This window comes from Methylibium sp. (assembly GCF_965279545.1).
In the GTDB taxonomy this organism is placed as follows: Bacteria; Pseudomonadota; Gammaproteobacteria; order Burkholderiales; family Burkholderiaceae_C; genus Methylibium.
On sequence record NZ_OZ257250.1, the window covers coordinates 816991 to 831755 of the forward strand.

General features: G+C 69.2%; 15 protein-coding genes. 10 read left to right on the forward strand and 5 right to left on the reverse strand.

Annotated features, from left to right (window positions below; genetic code table 11):
- Nucleotides 1-14: 14 nt before the first annotated feature.
- Genes ACQY9S_RS03875 through ACQY9S_RS03895 form a run of 5 tightly spaced genes read left to right on the forward strand, consistent with a single transcriptional unit; the run spans nt 15 to nt 4388 of the window.
- Entirely contained in the window at nt 15-1490 is a 1476-nt protein-coding gene (locus ACQY9S_RS03875) for an NADH-quinone oxidoreductase subunit M (RefSeq protein WP_428423246.1), read from the forward strand.
- Nucleotides 1491-1506: 16 nt separating this feature from the next.
- On the forward strand, nt 1507-2991 hold the full coding sequence (gene nuoN, locus ACQY9S_RS03880; RefSeq protein ID WP_428423247.1) for an NADH-quinone oxidoreductase subunit NuoN: 1485 nt from the start codon (nt 1507-1509) through the stop codon (nt 2989-2991).
- A 7-nt stretch (nt 2992-2998) separates the two neighbouring features.
- Nucleotides 2999-3307: a DUF2818 family protein gene (locus ACQY9S_RS03885; protein WP_428423248.1), complete on the forward strand. Its 309-nt coding sequence runs from the start codon at nt 2999-3001 to the stop codon at nt 3305-3307.
- 12 nt (nt 3308-3319) lie between these two features.
- On the forward strand, nt 3320-3940 hold the full coding sequence (locus ACQY9S_RS03890; RefSeq protein WP_428423249.1) for an NUDIX domain-containing protein: 621 nt from the start codon (nt 3320-3322) through the stop codon (nt 3938-3940).
- Between the two features lie 7 nt (nt 3941-3947).
- Nucleotides 3948-4388: a DUF1178 family protein gene (locus ACQY9S_RS03895; protein ID WP_428423250.1), complete on the forward strand. Its 441-nt coding sequence runs from the start codon at nt 3948-3950 to the stop codon at nt 4386-4388.
- Between the two features lie 42 nt (nt 4389-4430).
- On the opposite strand, the gene ACQY9S_RS03900 is transcribed toward ACQY9S_RS03895, so the two are convergent.
- Together ACQY9S_RS03900 and ACQY9S_RS03905 are read right to left on the reverse strand one after the other, a co-directional pair.
- Entirely contained in the window at nt 4431-5834 is a 1404-nt protein-coding gene (locus ACQY9S_RS03900) for an FAD-binding oxidoreductase (protein ID WP_428423251.1), read from the reverse strand.
- A 147-nt stretch (nt 5835-5981) separates the two neighbouring features.
- Nucleotides 5982-6347 carry a DUF2069 domain-containing protein gene (locus tag ACQY9S_RS03905; protein ID WP_428423252.1) on the reverse strand — a complete coding sequence of 122 codons (366 nt, stop codon included), beginning with the start codon at nt 6345-6347 and terminating at the stop codon, nt 5982-5984.
- Between the two features lie 19 nt (nt 6348-6366).
- Between ACQY9S_RS03905 and ACQY9S_RS03910 the strand changes: the two genes are divergently transcribed.
- The 5 genes from ACQY9S_RS03910 to ACQY9S_RS03930 all read left to right on the forward strand — a co-directional run bounded on the left by ACQY9S_RS03910 (nt 6367) and on the right by ACQY9S_RS03930 (nt 10416).
- The gene (locus ACQY9S_RS03910) at nt 6367-7596 is read left to right on the forward strand and encodes a YihY family inner membrane protein (protein ID WP_428423253.1); all 1230 of its coding nucleotides are present in this window, start codon (nt 6367-6369) and stop codon (nt 7594-7596) included.
- A 114-nt stretch (nt 7597-7710) separates the two neighbouring features.
- Nucleotides 7711-8190: a CBS domain-containing protein gene (locus ACQY9S_RS03915; RefSeq protein WP_428423254.1), complete on the forward strand. Its 480-nt coding sequence runs from the start codon at nt 7711-7713 to the stop codon at nt 8188-8190.
- A 152-nt stretch (nt 8191-8342) separates the two neighbouring features.
- Entirely contained in the window at nt 8343-8789 is a 447-nt protein-coding gene (locus tag ACQY9S_RS03920) for a hypothetical protein (protein WP_428423255.1), read from the forward strand.
- Nucleotides 8790-8891: 102 nt separating this feature from the next.
- The gene (gene aroC, locus ACQY9S_RS03925; protein WP_428423256.1) at nt 8892-9998 is read left to right on the forward strand and encodes a chorismate synthase; all 1107 of its coding nucleotides are present in this window, start codon (nt 8892-8894) and stop codon (nt 9996-9998) included.
- A 19-nt stretch (nt 9999-10017) separates the two neighbouring features.
- The gene (locus ACQY9S_RS03930) at nt 10018-10416 is read left to right on the forward strand and encodes a cupin domain-containing protein (protein WP_428423257.1); all 399 of its coding nucleotides are present in this window, start codon (nt 10018-10020) and stop codon (nt 10414-10416) included.
- A gap of 7 nt (nt 10417-10423) precedes the next feature.
- On the opposite strand, the gene ACQY9S_RS03935 is transcribed toward ACQY9S_RS03930, so the two are convergent.
- The 3 genes from ACQY9S_RS03935 to ACQY9S_RS03945 form a co-directional block, all read right to left on the reverse strand.
- On the reverse strand, nt 10424-11758 hold the full coding sequence (locus ACQY9S_RS03935; protein WP_428423258.1) for a metallopeptidase TldD-related protein: 1335 nt from the start codon (nt 11756-11758) through the stop codon (nt 10424-10426).
- Nucleotides 11758-13224, reverse strand: coding sequence for a TldD/PmbA family protein (locus tag ACQY9S_RS03940; protein WP_428423259.1), 1467 nt, complete (start codon nt 13222-13224; stop codon nt 11758-11760). The genes ACQY9S_RS03935 and ACQY9S_RS03940 overlap by 1 nt, the downstream gene beginning before the upstream one ends.
- Nucleotides 13225-13285: 61 nt before the next feature.
- Nucleotides 13286-14755, reverse strand: coding sequence for an L-serine ammonia-lyase (locus tag ACQY9S_RS03945; RefSeq protein ID WP_428423260.1), 1470 nt, complete (start codon nt 14753-14755; stop codon nt 13286-13288).
- Between the last annotated feature and the right edge of the window lie 10 nt (nt 14756-14765).

Sequence of the window (14765 nt, forward strand, 5' to 3'; positions counted from 1 at the left end):
CGGAGGCATCTGACATGGGTCTGCTTTCGCTCGCCATCTGGATGCCGATCGTGTTCGGCGTGGTGCTGCTCTCGGTCGGCCGTGACGAACACGCCGGCATGGTGCGCTGGATCGCGCTGCTCGGTGCGGTGGTCAGTTTCGCCGTCACGCTGCCGCTCGTCACCGGCTTCGACACCGCCACCGCCGCGATGCAGTTCAGCGAGAACCTCGCCTGGATCGACCGCTTCAACGTGCGCTACCACCTGGGTGTCGACGGCATCTCGGTGTGGTTCGTGCTGCTCACGGCCTTCATCACGATCATCGTCGTGATCTCCGCCTGGGAAGTCGTCACCGAGCGCGTCAACCAGTACATGGGCGCCTTCCTGATCCTGTCCGGGCTGATGGTCGGCGTGTTCTCGGCGCTGGACGGATTGCTCTTCTACGTGTTCTTCGAGGCGACGCTGATCCCGATGTACATCATCATCGGCATCTGGGGCGGCCCCAAGCGCGTCTACGCGGCGTTCAAGTTCTTCCTGTACACGCTGCTCGGTTCGCTGCTGATGCTGATCGCGCTGATCTACCTGTACTACAAGTCGGGGGGCAGCTTCGAGATCCTGGAGTGGCACAAGCTGCCGCTGCCGATGGCGGCGCAGACGCTGCTGTTCTTCGCCTTCTTCGCCGCCTTCGCGGTCAAGGTGCCGATGTGGCCGGTGCACACCTGGCTGCCCGACGCCCACGTCGAGGCGCCCACCGGTGGCTCGGTGGTGCTGGCCGCAATCATGCTGAAGCTCGGCGCCTACGGCTTCCTGCGCTTCTCGCTGCCCGTCGCTCCCGACGCCAGCCACGAGTGGGCCTTCTTCATCATCACGATCTCGCTGATCGCGGTGCTCTACATCGGCCTGGTGGCGCTGGTGCAGCAGGACATGAAGAAGCTGGTGGCCTATTCGTCGATCGCCCACATGGGCTTCGTGACGCTGGGCTTCTTCATCTTCAACGAACTGGGTGTGTCGGGCGGCATCGTGCAGATGATCAGCCACGGCTTCGTCTCGGGCGCGATGTTCCTGTGCATCGGCGTGCTCTACGACCGCGTGCACTCGCGCGAGATCGCGTCCTACGGCGGCGTGGTGAACACCATGCCGAAGTTCACCGCGCTGGCGGTGTTCTTCGCGATGGCCAACTGCGGCCTGCCCGGCACGGCCGGCTTCGTCGGCGAATGGATGGTGATCCTGGGGGCCGTGAAGTTCAACTTCTGGATCGGCCTGCTGGCCGCCACCACGCTCATCTTCGGCGCGGCGTACACGCTGTGGATGGTCAAGCGGGTGTACTTCGGTGCCGTGGCGAACGACCACGTGCACGAACTCACCGACATCAACGGCCGCGAGTTCTTCATGCTGTCGCTGTTGGCCGCCGCGGTGCTCTGGATGGGCGTCTACCCGAAGCCTTTCACCGACGTGATGCAGGTTTCGGTGACCGAGCTCCTGAAGCACGTGGCCGTCTCGAAGCTGAACTGATCGCGAGGCCACCCCTATGAACGACATGAACTGGCTCGCCGTCTACCCCGAGATCGTGCTGCTCTCGATGACCTGCGTGATCGCGCTGGTCGATCTGTTCTCGCAGTCGCCCAAGCGCACGCTGACCTACGTGCTGTCGCTGGCGACACTCGTCGCCGTGGCGATGATGCACCTCAGCTACTTCCGAGGCGGCTTCACGCTCTACGCGATGCAGGGCATGATGGTGGCCGATCCGATGGGCCACCTGCTGGCCTTCTTCGCCACCGTCGCGACCTTCGTCACGCTGGTCTATGCACGTCCCTACGCGGCCGACCGCGAGCTCCTGAAGGGCGAGCTGTTCACGCTGGCGCTGTTCTCGCTGCTGGGCATCTCGATCATGACCTCGGCGAACAATTTCCTGGTCGTCTACCTCGGCCTCGAGTTGATGTCGCTGAGCCTGTACGCCCTGGTCGCCCTGCGTCGCGATCATGCGGTGTCGACCGAGGCCGCGATGAAGTATTTCGTGCTGGGCGCGCTCGCCAGCGGCTTCCTGCTCTACGGCCTGTCGATGATGTACGGCGCGACCGGCTCGCTCGATCTGGGCGAGGTGTTCAAGGCCATCGGCACCGGCCAGATCAACAAGCAGGTGCTGGTGTTCGGCGTGGTCTTCGTCGTGGCTGGCCTGGGCTTCAAGCTCGGTGTCGTGCCCTTCCACATGTGGGTGCCCGACGTCTACCAGGGCGCCCCGACGGCAGTCACCCTGATGATCGCCGGTGCGCCGAAGCTGGCAGCTTTCGCGATCACGATCCGCCTGCTGGTCGAGGGCATGATCGGCCTGGCGCTCGATTGGCAGCAGATGCTCATCGTGCTGTCGGTGGCGTCGATGGTGCTCGGCAATCTGGCCGCGATCGTGCAGACCAACCTCAAGCGCATGCTGGCCTATTCGGCGATCGCCCAGCTCGGCTTCATGCTGCTGGGGCTCACGCCGACCGTGATTTCGGGCAACACCTTCTCGGCAGCCAACGGCTACAGCTCGGCGATGTTCTACCTGGTCACCTACCTGCTGACCACGCTGTGCACCTTCGGCGTCGTGATGGTGCTGTCGCGCCAGGGCTTCGAGGCCGAGGAGATCGGCGACCTGCGCGGGCTCAACCAGCGCAACCCGCTGCTGGCGGCCATCATGGGCGTGTGCATGTTCTCGCTGGCCGGCATCCCGCCCACCGTGGGCTTCTACGCCAAGCTCGCCGTGCTGCAGGCGCTGGTGTCGACCAATGTCACGGGCTACATCGTGCTCGCCATCGTGGCGGTGATGTTGTCGCTGGTCGGTGCCTACTACTACCTGCGGATCGTCAAGACCATGTACTTCGATGACGCGGTCGCCGGTCCCGCCCTGGTGGCAGCACCTGCCGAAGTGCGCTTGCTGCTCTCGCTCAACGGGGCTGCGGTGCTGCTGTTCGGCCTGTTGCCCGGCGGCCTGATGGCGCTGTGCGCCGACGCCATCCGTCTCGCTCTGGCGACCTGAGTCGGGCATGTCGGCGGCGGCGGCAGTCTGGCTGGTGCTGGCCCTCGCGCTGGTCGCGGCGAACCTGCCGTTCGTCAATGAGCGTCTGTTCGTCGTGGGGCCGCTGCGCCGGCCGTCCAAGGCCTTGGGCTGGCGTCTGCTCGAGCTGCTGAGTCTGGGCGCGCTCGTGGTGCTGATCGGCATGACGCTGGAGGCCCGCATCGGCCAGCGCCACCCGCAAGGCTGGGAGTTCTACGCGGTGATGGTGTGCCTGTTCTTCACCTTCGCCTTCCCGGGCTTCGTGTGGCGCTACCTGCGGCGCCACCACCCCCGCTGAGCCGAAGCCGCGATGAGCTCCGAGCCCGTCAGCGACCCGATCGACGACCGTCACCTGCGCGAGGACCGGGTCACCAGCACCCAGGTCTACCGCGGGCACTTCCTCGACGTGCGCCGTGACACGGTGCGCCTGCCCGACGGCAGCGAGGCAGCCCGCGAATACATCGTCCACCCCGGCGCGGTGATGATCGTGCCGCTGCTCGACGACGGCCGGCTGGTGGTCGAGCGCCAGTTCCGCTACCCGCTGCGGCGCGCCTTCGTCGAATTCCCGGCCGGCAAGCTCGATGCGGGCGAGTCGGTGCTGGCCTGTGCGGTGCGCGAGCTGGCCGAGGAGACCGGCTACCGCGCCCGCGAATGGGCGCGTGCCGGCGTGCTGCACAACGCCATCGCCTATTCGGACGAGGGCATCGAAGTCTGGTTCGCGCGCGGGCTCGTGGCCGGGCAGCGCCATCTCGATGCGGGCGAGTTCCTCGACGTCTTCACGATCACGCTCGAAGAACTGGAGTCGATGGCCGCGAGCGGCGAGCTGACCGATGCGAAAACGCTGATCGGCATGCTGTGGCTCACGCATTGGCGTGCCGGGCGTTGGGTTTTGCCGTGGCAGGCGGCCCCGGACGGCATGGTTGACGCATGATGGCGGCATGAAAGTACTCAGTCTTCGCTGCGAGCATGGGCACGGCTTCGAGGGCTGGTTCGGTTCCGAGGACGACTACCGCTCGCAGTGCGAGCGTGGCCTGGTCGAATGTCCGCTGTGCGGCAGCGGCCAGGTCAGCCGTCTGCCGACGGCGCCGCGCCTGAACCTGTCGCCGTCGCGCGAGGTCGAGGTGGCCGCCCCCCGGCCGACGCCGGAGCAGCAGAGTGTCGAGGCCCTGTGGCTGCGCGCCGTGCACCACGTGATAGCCCACACCGAGGATGTCGGCGAGCGGTTCAGCGATGAGGCGCGCCGCATCCACTACGGCGAGACGCCGGAGCGCGGCATCCGCGGCCAGGCGAGCGCCGAGCAGACCCAGGCCTTGCGCGAGGAGGGCATCGAGGTGCACGCACTGCCGCTGCCCAAGGCCATGAAGGGGCCGTTGCAGTAGCCTGGCACGGCAGGATGGCCGTCCGCGCTGCGACGGGCAGTGTCAGAGCAGGCGCGCCGGATTCATCACCGCCTGCGGGTCCAGCGCCTGCTTGATCGAGCGCATCAGCCCGAGCGCCACGGGCGACTTGAAGCGCGCCAACTCCTGGCGCTTGAGCGCGCCGATGCCGTGCTCGGCCGAGATCGAGCCGCCGTGCGCATGGACCGCCTCGTAGACGATCGTGTTCACCGCAGCCTCGTGCTCGCGCAGGAAGTCGGCGGCGGCCACCCCCTGCGGTGCCTGCACGTTGTAGTGCAGGTTGCCGTCGCCGAGGTGGCCGAAATTGACCAGGCGCACGCCCGGGAAGGCGGCCAGCAGCTGCGCGTCCGTGCGCGCCACGAACTCGGGAATGCGCGAGACCGGCAGGGCGATGTCGTGCTTGATGTTCAGCCCCTCTTCGGCCTGCGCCAGCGGGATGCTTTCGCGCAGGTGCCAGAGCTGCCGAGACTGCTGCACGCTCTCGGCCACCGCGGCGTCGCTGATCGTGCCGGCCTCGAGGGCCGCCTCGAGCAGGCCTTGGAACAGCGCACGCGCATGGGCCTCGCTTTCGGTGTCGGACTGTTCGAGCAGCACCGCCCACGGGCTGGCGGCGAGCGGGCGCGGCAGGGCGGGGAAGTGCTTCTCCACCAGCGACAGCGCGAAGCGCCCCATCACCTCGAAGCCGGTGAGCCCGGCGCCGAGCCGCGCGCGAGCGAGCTGCAGCAGGGCCACGCAGGCCTCGGGCGTGGCGCAGCTTGCGAGCGCCGTGCAGCGCGCCGCCGGCTGCGGGTGCAGCTTCAGCGTCGCCGCGGTGATCACGCCCAGCGTGCCTTCGCTGCCGATGTAGAGGTCGCGCAGGTCGTAGCCGGTGTTGTCCTTGCGCAGGCCGCTCAGGCCGTCCCAGACTTCGCCGGCCGCGGTGACGACCTCGAGCCCCAGGCACAGCTCGCGCGCGTTGCCGTAGCGCAGCACCTGGGTGCCACCGGCATTCGTCGCCAGATTGCCGCCGATCGTGCAACTGCCTTCAGCGGCCAGGCTCAGCGCAAACAGCAGGCCGTGCGCGGCGGCAGCCTCCTGGACCGCCTGCAGCACGCAGCCTGCCTCGACCGTCATCGCCAGGTTGGCGGCATCGACGCCGCGCACGCGGTTCATGCGCGTGAGGCTCAGCAGCACCTGTCTGCCGCTGGCATCGGGCACGCCGCCGCCGACGAGGCCGGTGTTGCCGCCTTGCGGCACGACGCTCGCGCCATGCGCCGCACAGGTGCGCAGCACGGCCGCCACCTCGCCGGCGCGGGCCGGGCGCACGACCGCCAGCGCTTTGCCGCGGTAACGCCGGCGCCAATCGACTTCCCAGGCCGACAGGTCGCCGTCGGTCAACACGTGAGGCGCCCCCACGGCCGCGCGCAGCGCGTCGACCAGCGCGCTCATTGGTACACCCTGCGCACTTCGTGCGGTCCCGCCGGGCGGGAGCCTTCGCACGTGGGGCGGCCCTGCGTGCTCATTGGTGCACCCTGCGCACTTCGTGCGGTCCCGCCAAGCGGGAGCATTCGCACTTGGGGCGGCCCTGCGTGCTCATCACGCCGCCGCGGCGGCGGCGTGCTTGAACCGCCAGCGCACGTGCAGCGCGCAGGCGGCGAACAGCAACAGGCACAGCACGATCTCGATGCCGGCGAGCCAGGCGCTCAGGCCACGGTCGCCGCTGGCCCGCACGACGCCCTCGATGAAATAGAGCCACACCAGCAGGCTCACCCACCGGTAGGTGTACAGGCGCCGCTTCAGCAGGCCGGCGAGCGGCAGCGCGAGCGGCAGCACCTTGAAGGCCAGCATGCCGCGGCCGGTGGGGGCGAGCCACAGCTCCCACAGCAGGCCCAGAACGATCAGGCCCAGCAGGCTGGCCACCGCAACGGCCCGGGTGCCGTCCACCGCATTGCATCGAAACATGGCTGGCATCATATCGAGCATGACCGTTCCCGATCTCCTGAAGGCCGGCTGGCGTGAACGTCTGGCCTTGCTGGCCGAGACGCTGCAGACCTGGCCTTGGCTCGACACCCTGAAGACCCTGCGCCAGCGCTTCCGCGAGGACCGCCTGGGGCTCACCGCCAGCAGCCTGACCTTCACGACGACGATCGCGCTCGTGCCGCTGGCCACCGTGACGCTGGCGATCTTCAGCGCCTTCCCGATGTTCAGCCAGTTCCAGGGCGCGCTCGAGAAGTACTTCATCCAGTCGCTCGTGCCAGACGGCATCGCCAAGCCGGTGCTGGGTGCCCTGACGCAGTTCGCCGCGAAAGCGAACCGGCTCGGAACGGTCGGCCTGGTGCTGCTGGTGCTCACGGCGCTGGCACTGATGCTCACCATCGATCGCACGCTGAACGCGATCTGGCGCGTGCGCAAGCCGCGGCCGATCGCGCAGCGCGTGCTTGTGTACTGGGCAGCGGCCACCCTGGGGCCGCTGCTGCTCGGCGTCAGCCTGACGCTGACGTCCTACGCGATCTCGGCCTCGCGCGGGCTGGTCGGGGCGATGCCCGGCAGCGTCAGCCTGCTGTTGAGCGTGCTGGAGTTCGCCTTGCTGGCCGTGGCGATGGCCGGGCTGTTCCACTACGTGCCGAATACCGAGGTGCGTTGGCGCCACGCGCTGGCGGGTGGCGTGTTCGTGTCGGCCGGCTTCGAGCTGGCGAAGAAGGGCCTGGCCTGGTATCTGGCCCAGGTGCCGACCTACTCGACGATCTACGGTGCCTTCGCCACGGTGCCGATCTTCCTCGTCTGGCTCTACCTCGGCTGGGTGATCGTGCTGCTCGGCGCGGTGATCGCGGCCTACGCGCCGAGCCTGTCGATGCACATCGTGCGCCAGCCCAACACGCCCGGGCACCGCTTCCAGGCCGCGGTGCTGCTGTTGCGTGAACTTGCCAGAGCGCGCTCGCACGGCGACCGGGGCCTGGGCATCACCCCGCTGGCGGCGACGCTGCGCACCGATCCGCTGCAGATCGAGCCCTCGCTGGAGATGCTGGTCGAGCTCGACTGGGTCGGTCGGCTCGACGAAGCGGGCGAAAAGCGCTACGTGCTGCTGTGCGAACCGCGCACCACACCGGCGCAGCCGCTGCTCGCGGCGCTGCTGCTCGATCCGACGCCCACGCTGCGCAACTTCTGGCAGTGCGCCCGGTTCGGCGAAATGACGCTGCAGGAGCTCCTTTAGGGACGGCCGCACGGTGGTCGAACTGCACCCGCTGTCACGCTGCTAGTTCCTGCTGTGGCCCCGCTCGGAGATTGTGGGTATATTGACCCGAACGGCATCTTCGAGGAGCCCATCATGAAAGTCAGTGACATCCTGCGGGTCAAGGGCGGCACCCTCTACACCGTCACGCCCGATCAGCCCTTGGCCGAGGTGCTGCGCACCATGGCGGAGCGCGATATCGGCTCCCTGGTCGTGATGGATCACGGCGACGTGTGCGGCCTGCTGACCTTCCGCGAGGTGATCCGGGCCATCGTCGGCAATGGCGGCAGTGTGGGCGACACCATCGTGCGCACGGTGATGGAAGACCATCCGCTGACCTGCACGCCCGACACCGAGCTCGACGAGGTGCGCCGCATGATGCTCGGCCGCCACGCCCGCTACATGCCGGTGCTGACGCAGCGCACCCTGATGGGCGTGATTTCCTTCTACGACGTCGCCAAGGCCGTGGTCGATGGCCAGGATTTCGAGAACCGCATGCTCAAGGCCTACATCCGCGATTGGCCGGTCGAGGAAGATCCTGCGCAGGCGCAGGCACCCCAGACCCAGCCCCAGTGAGGCCGCAGCTGCAACAGCGGCGTTACAAGGCCGGCCACACGGTGTGACGCAGTTGGCGGTGTCCCGGGACTCGAGGTCTCGGGGTGTTACCGCATCATCCGCGCTTAAGCGGAAAGGCAGATGCTCACTGCATGGGATGCAGGAGGGCCATCATGAGCATTCACCTCGGGCCGGTGGGCCATCGCGCGGGTTGCCTGGGTTTGACGGCGCTGCTGTGCTTCAGTGCCGGTGCGGTCGAGCCGGCCGAGTCCCGGGAGCCGGCCGTCGCGCCGACACCGCTCGCGCTGGGCGCATCGCCGCTGTCCCAGGCCTGGACCTCGCGCGCGGCGGCCGAGGTGCAAAGCGCCTCGCGCGAAACCGCTTCGAACGTGACCATCATCGAATTACCGCGCGAGGTGATGCCAGGTACCGCCGGGCCCCAGCGGGCACATCATGCGCTGAGCGTGCGCTCCGAAGCACCGCAGCGCATGCTCCGCTCCATCGGCATCGAGGCCAGCGATTGCGCGACGCGCTTTCGCCTGCCGACCAAGCTGCGCCAGGACACCGACGGCACCAGCATCGACGTGCGAGCGCAGATCGGTCTGGCCTGCCGTTTTTGACGCGTCCGATGCGGTTGGCGGCCTCGGCCGCGTCCAGGGTCTGCGGCGCAGGCCGCTCGGGCCGCTGTCACAATGCAGGCAGCGTCTCGAACTCCTCGCACCATGTCCGGCAGCACCCTCGGCCACTTGTTTCGCGTCACCAATTTCGGTGAATCTCACGGCCCGGCGATCGGCTGCGTGATCGACGGCTGCCCACCCGGCATGGCGCTGAGCGAAGCCGACATCCAGCCCGATCTCGACCGCCGCCGCCCCGGCACCTCGCGCCACGTGACGCAGCGCCAGGAGCCCGACGCGGTGGAGATCCTGTCGGGCGTGTACGAGGGCAAGACCACCGGCACGCCGATCTGTCTGCTGATCCGCAACACCGACCAGCGCAGCAAGGACTACGGCGACATCATTCAGACCTTCCGCCCCGGCCACGCCGACTACACCTACTGGCACAAGTACGGCCTGCGCGACCCGCGCGGCGGCGGGCGCAGCTCGGCGCGGCTGACCGCACCGATGGTCGGCGCCGCGGCCGTGGCGCGCAAATGGCTGCGCGAGCAGCACGGCGTCGGCTTTCGCGGCGGCATGGCCGCGCTGGGCGAGATCGACATCGCGTTCGAAGGCTGGGAGCATGTACCGAACAACCCCTTCTTCGCGCCCAATGCGAGCCAGATCGCGCAGCTGGAAGACTTCATGGACGCGCTGCGCAAGCAGGGCGACTCGGTCGGTGCGCGCATCGTCGTCGAGGCCACCAGCGTGCCGGTCGGCTGGGGCGAGCCGCTGTTCGACAAGCTCGACGCCGACATCGCTCACGCGATGATGGGGCTCAATGCCGTCAAAGGCGTCGAGATCGGTGCCGGCTTCGCCAGCGTCGCGCACCGCGGCTCGATGCACGGCGATGAGCTGACCCCCGAGGGCTTTCGCAGCAACCACGCCGGCGGCGTGCTCGGTGGCATCAGCACCGGCCAGGACGTCACGGTGTCGATTGCGATCAAGCCGACCAGTTCGATCCGCACACCCCGTCAGTCGATCGACCTTGAAGGCAAGCCGGTGACGGTCGAGACCTTCGGCCGCCACGACCCCTGCGTCGGCATCCGCGCGACGCCGATCGCCGAAGCGCTGCTGGCGCTGGTGCTGATGGACCATGCACTGCGCCACCGTGCGCAGTGCGGCGATGTCCGCCTGCCGGTGCCGCCGATTGCCGCGCGCGCGCCGAACCACTGAGTCCCGGGGAGGTTGAGCCATGTCACTTCATTCACTGGCAGCGCGGGTCTGCGTGGGCCTGGGTGTCGCGCTCGGGGCCATGGCGTTCGCGCAGGACTCGCCGCAGCGAGTCGAGCTCAAGCGCAGCGAGCTGAGCGGCGCGCCCGGCATGGAGGTGGTCAGCTCGGTCGCCGAATACAAACCCGGCGAGTCCCTCGATCTGCATTTCCATCATGGCATCGAGTCGGTCTACGTCGTGCAGGGCACGATGATCCAGCCGACCGGCAAGGAGCCCATGATGCTGCCGACCGGCGCGTCGCTCCTGAACCTGCGCGAGGTGCGCCACGGCGGCTTCAAGGTGGTCGGCGACACGTCGCTGAAGCTGTTCACGGTGCACGTCGTCGACAAGGGCAAACCGCTGTACGACTACGTGAAGTAGCGCGGACTCACAGCGTCAGCCGCCAGCCTTCGACCACCGCTGCAGGCGTCGTGACCGACGCGAGCTGGCGCAGCTGGTAGGTGCTGCCGTCGGGGATGAGTTCGCAGCGGTCGCCCAGGCCGACCAGGCCTTCGCCGAACATGCGCAGGAAGCTGTCGTCGAAGCGCATCACATCGAGCGGGGCGACGACTTCACCGTCTTCGACCCAAAAGCAGGCAAAGCGCGTCATGCCGGTCATGCGGCAGGCCTGCCGGTCGCTGTAGTTCAGGTACCAGAGATTGCTCACGTACAGGCCCGAACCCAGTGCGCCCAGCAGGCCGTCGTGCGGCAGCGTGCCGGGCGCGAGGCACAGGGCTTCCGGCGTTTCGGTGGCGTTGGCACCATTGGCCGGCAGGCCGTACTCGCGGGCGGATCGGGGGGCGTTCAGCGTGTCGCCGGCATTGCCATCGCTCGCCAGCACGACCTCGGCCGGTCGCACGAAGCCGTCGGTCGTGAAGCACGGCGTGATGCCGCGCCCGGGCGCCTCGGTCAGCCGCACGGCGGGGTGCAGGCGTGCGTCGCCGCACGCGAGCTTCATCAGCGAGGACACGCCGGTGCGCCGTGCCTTCAGGCCGAAACCGCTCCAGCCCAGCGTGCCGAGCAGCTCGTTCATCGCCGCCGGGCTGAAGGCCGCGCGGTAGGCGCCGGGCGGCAGCACGCGCGACGCACGCCGCAGCAGCGCGGCCCGCGCCGCAGCCTCGCGCATGCGCGCGGCGAACTCGGTCGGCGCCCAGGCCGTGCCGCCGTAGCGCGTCTTCACCGCCTTGTCGGCGGCCTGGTAGAGGCACCATTCGAAGTCGAAGCTCTCCACGCGATGCCAGTGGCGCGAACCCAGGCTGTCGGCGTAGGCACGCACCACCGGTCCGCCGGCGTAGAAACCGACGAAGTCCAGGCCTTCGGCGTGCTCGCGCACGGCGTCGATCACGGTGGCCGGCGCGGGCAGGGCGCCGCGGTCCTGGCGGTGGCTGCTGCTCGCTGCGTCGGGCAGCAGCAGCCAGGGGTCGTCGGGGATCAACGCCAGGTCGCGGGCGAGCTGAAGGCGCTCGGCCATCAGGCGCCGTGCGTCGTGCCCGATGTCGCCACTCAGCGTGAGGCTGCTTTCGGCGCGCCGCGCGCCGCGCACCACGCTCAGCGTGGCCTGGGCCTGCAGCACGTGCGTGGCCTGGCGCAGCGCCGAGCGGTTGAAGCGCAGGAAGTCGCTGGCTTCGGCATGGAGCGCGAGGCTGACGCGGTCCACACCCTCGGCGCGGCACACCTGCTCGGCCAGTGCCTCGAAGTGGGCACGCTCGGTCACCGAGGCCATCAGTCGGTCCCGCCGAACACATCGACCGCCGTGAACTTGCAGGCCGGCGACGCGTGCCCGACGCGGATCACCTGGGCGGGTTCGCCCTTGCCGCAAAACGGCGTGCCCATCACCTCGCAGGTCGAGGCGTCGCCGACCATCGCCAGCGAGCGCCAGAAGGTCGCGCTGACGCCGCGATAGTTCGGGTTGCGCACCACCTCGGCGAGCCGGCCGTGGCGGATCATGCGGCCGTACTCGCAGCCGAACTGGAACTTGTTGCGCGAGTCGTCGATGCTCCACGAGCAGTTGGTGTGCATCACGACGCCGTGCTCGATGCTGCCGATGATCTGCGCCAGCGGTGCGTCGCCCGCCTCGACATTGAGGTTGCTCATGCGGTCGATCGGTGCGCGGTTCCAGCTGCAGGCGCGCGTGGTGGCCACCGCGCCGAGCTCATGGCCCGCAGCGCGTGCGCGGGCCTGCGACAAGGCTCCGCCGAGCGGGCGTTTCAGGATGCCGCGCTCGATCAGCATCTCGCGCCGCGCCGGCATGCCTTCGTCGTCGAAGGCGAAGCCGGCGAATTCGTGCTCGCGCGCCGGGTCGAAACTCACGTCGAGCAGCTCGCTGCCGTAGCGGTAGCGGCCGAACATGTCGAGCGTGACGAAGCTCGTGCCGGCGAAGTTGCGCTCGTCGCCGAGGATGCGGTCGAGCTCCAGCGGGTGGCCGATGCTCTCGTGGATCTGCAGCATCATCTGGTCCGGCATCAGCACCAGGTCCATGCGGCCGCTCGGGCAGCGCGGCGCCCGCACCAGCTCCAGCGCCTCGCGGGCGACGCGCGGGCCGTCCGCCTCGAAGTGCGCGCGCTCCAGCACCTCCAGCCCGCCCTGCTGGCAAAAGCCGTTGTACTGGCCGGCGCTGGAGCGCACCTGCGTCACGCCGGCGTCGCACGCGGTGACCTGGATCGCCGGCGTGAGGAAGGCGAAGCGCTGCTCGACACGTGCGCCTTCGCTGCCCAGGAAGAGCTGCTCGGTCTCGACGCTCCACAGGCTGGTCAGTGCATCGACGATGCGCGCGTCGATGCGACTGGCGGCGTTCACACGCACCAGCAGGTCGAGCTTGTCGGCCACCGAGCTCGCGCGGCCCGGCTGCTCGACGCGGCTGGCGTAGTGGCCGCTGTCGCGCGGCCGAGGCGCAGCCTCGGGGTCGAACACGGTCTTGCCGGCGCCGGCCCGGGCCAGTGCGTGGGCTTGAAGGAAGGCAGCACGCAGCCCGTCTTCGGAACCATCGGCGGTGGCCGCGTGGCCGAGCCCGCCGTCGACGACGGTGAGCATCACGCCCTCGTCGTGCAGGCGCCGCGGCGCTTCGGCGACACCGTGGCGCACGCTGAGTTGCTCCGAGCGCTCGCTGACGCCGCGGGCGGTCCAGCACGAGACCGAACTCGGCAGCGCGGTCGCGGCGCGGCGAAGGGTGGATTCGAGCGTGTCGAGCATCGGGGCAGCGGGAGAGTCCGGGTCCAGTCTACAAAGGCCGGCGCGCTCGCGCGCCCCCAGTTCAGCACTCGACGATGTTCACCGCGAGGCCGCCGCGTGCGGTTTCCTTGTACTTGGTCTGCATGTCGGCGCCGGTCTCGCGCATGGTCTTGATGACCTGGTCGAGGCTCACGTGGTGGGTGCCGTCGCCGCGCAGCGCCATGCGCGCGGCGTTGATGGCCTTGACCGAGGCGATCGCGTTGCGCTCGATGCATGGAATCTGCACCAGCCCGCCCACCGGGTCGCAGGTGAGGCCCAGGTGGTGCTCCATGCCGATCTCGGCGGCGTTCTCGACCTGCGCCGGCGTGCCGCCGAGCACCGCGCACAGTGCGCCGGCCGCCATCGAGCAGGCCACGCCGACCTCGCCCTGGCAGCCGACTTCGGCGCCGGAGATCGAGGCATTTTCCTTGTACAGCATGCCGATCGCGGCAGCGGTCAGCAGGAAGTCGATGACCCCGATCTCGGTCGCGCCGAGCCCGGCGCCGGGCCGCCCCAAGCCGGGCGTGGGCCCCCCGGGGAAGCTGCCGCGCAGCGGCCCGAGGCCGTTGCGCATGACGAAGCGCACGTAGTAGTGCAGCACCGCCGGCACGATGCCGGCCGCACCGTTGGTCGGCGCGGTGACGACGCGGCCGCCCGCGGCGTTCTCCTCGTTGACGGCCAGCGCATAGAGGTTGACCCAGTCCAGCACCTGCAGCGGGTCGGCCTGCGCGGCGCTGGGGTCGGCGGTCAGGTCGCGGTAGAGCTTGGCGGCGCGCCGCTTGACCTGGTAGCCACCGGGCAGCACGCCCTCGGTGCGCACGCCGCGCTCCACGCAGTCCTGCATCACGCGCCAGATGCGCAGCAGGCCGGCGTCGATCTCGGCGTCGCTGCGCCAGTGGTGCTCGTTGTGGCGCATCAGTGCGGCGATCGAGCAGTCGAGCTCGCGTGTCAGCTGCAGCAGGTCGCCGCCGCTGTGGAAGGGATGCGGCAGCACGGTGGTGTCCGGTGCGATCTTCTGCTGGCGGCTGCCATCGGCCGCGACCTCGTCGCTGAGCACGAAGCCGCCGCCGACCGAGTAGTAGCAGCGGTTGGCGAGTTCGCTGCCGTCGGCATCGAAAGCGGTGAAGCGCAGGCCGTTGGGGTGGAAGGGCAAGCTCTGGCGGCGCCGGAACAGCAGGTCGCGGGCTTCGTCGAACGCGATCTCGTGCCGGCCCAGCAGCGCGAGCCGCCGGTGTTCGCGCAGGGTCGCCAACCGTCCGGGGATCGCATCGACGTCCACCGTGTCCGGCTCCTCGCCGGCCAGGCCGAGCAGCACGGCCTTGTCCGAGCCGTGCCCCTTGCCGGTGGCGCCCAGCGAGCCGTAGAGCTCCGACATCACCCGCGCGGTGCGCTCGAGCAGGCCCTCGTGCGCGAGCCGCTGCGCGAACAGCTTGGCCGCGCGCATCGGCCCCACGGTGTGCGAACTCGAGGGGCCGATGCCGATCTTGAACAGGTCGAAGACGGAAACGGCCATCGCAGTGTCC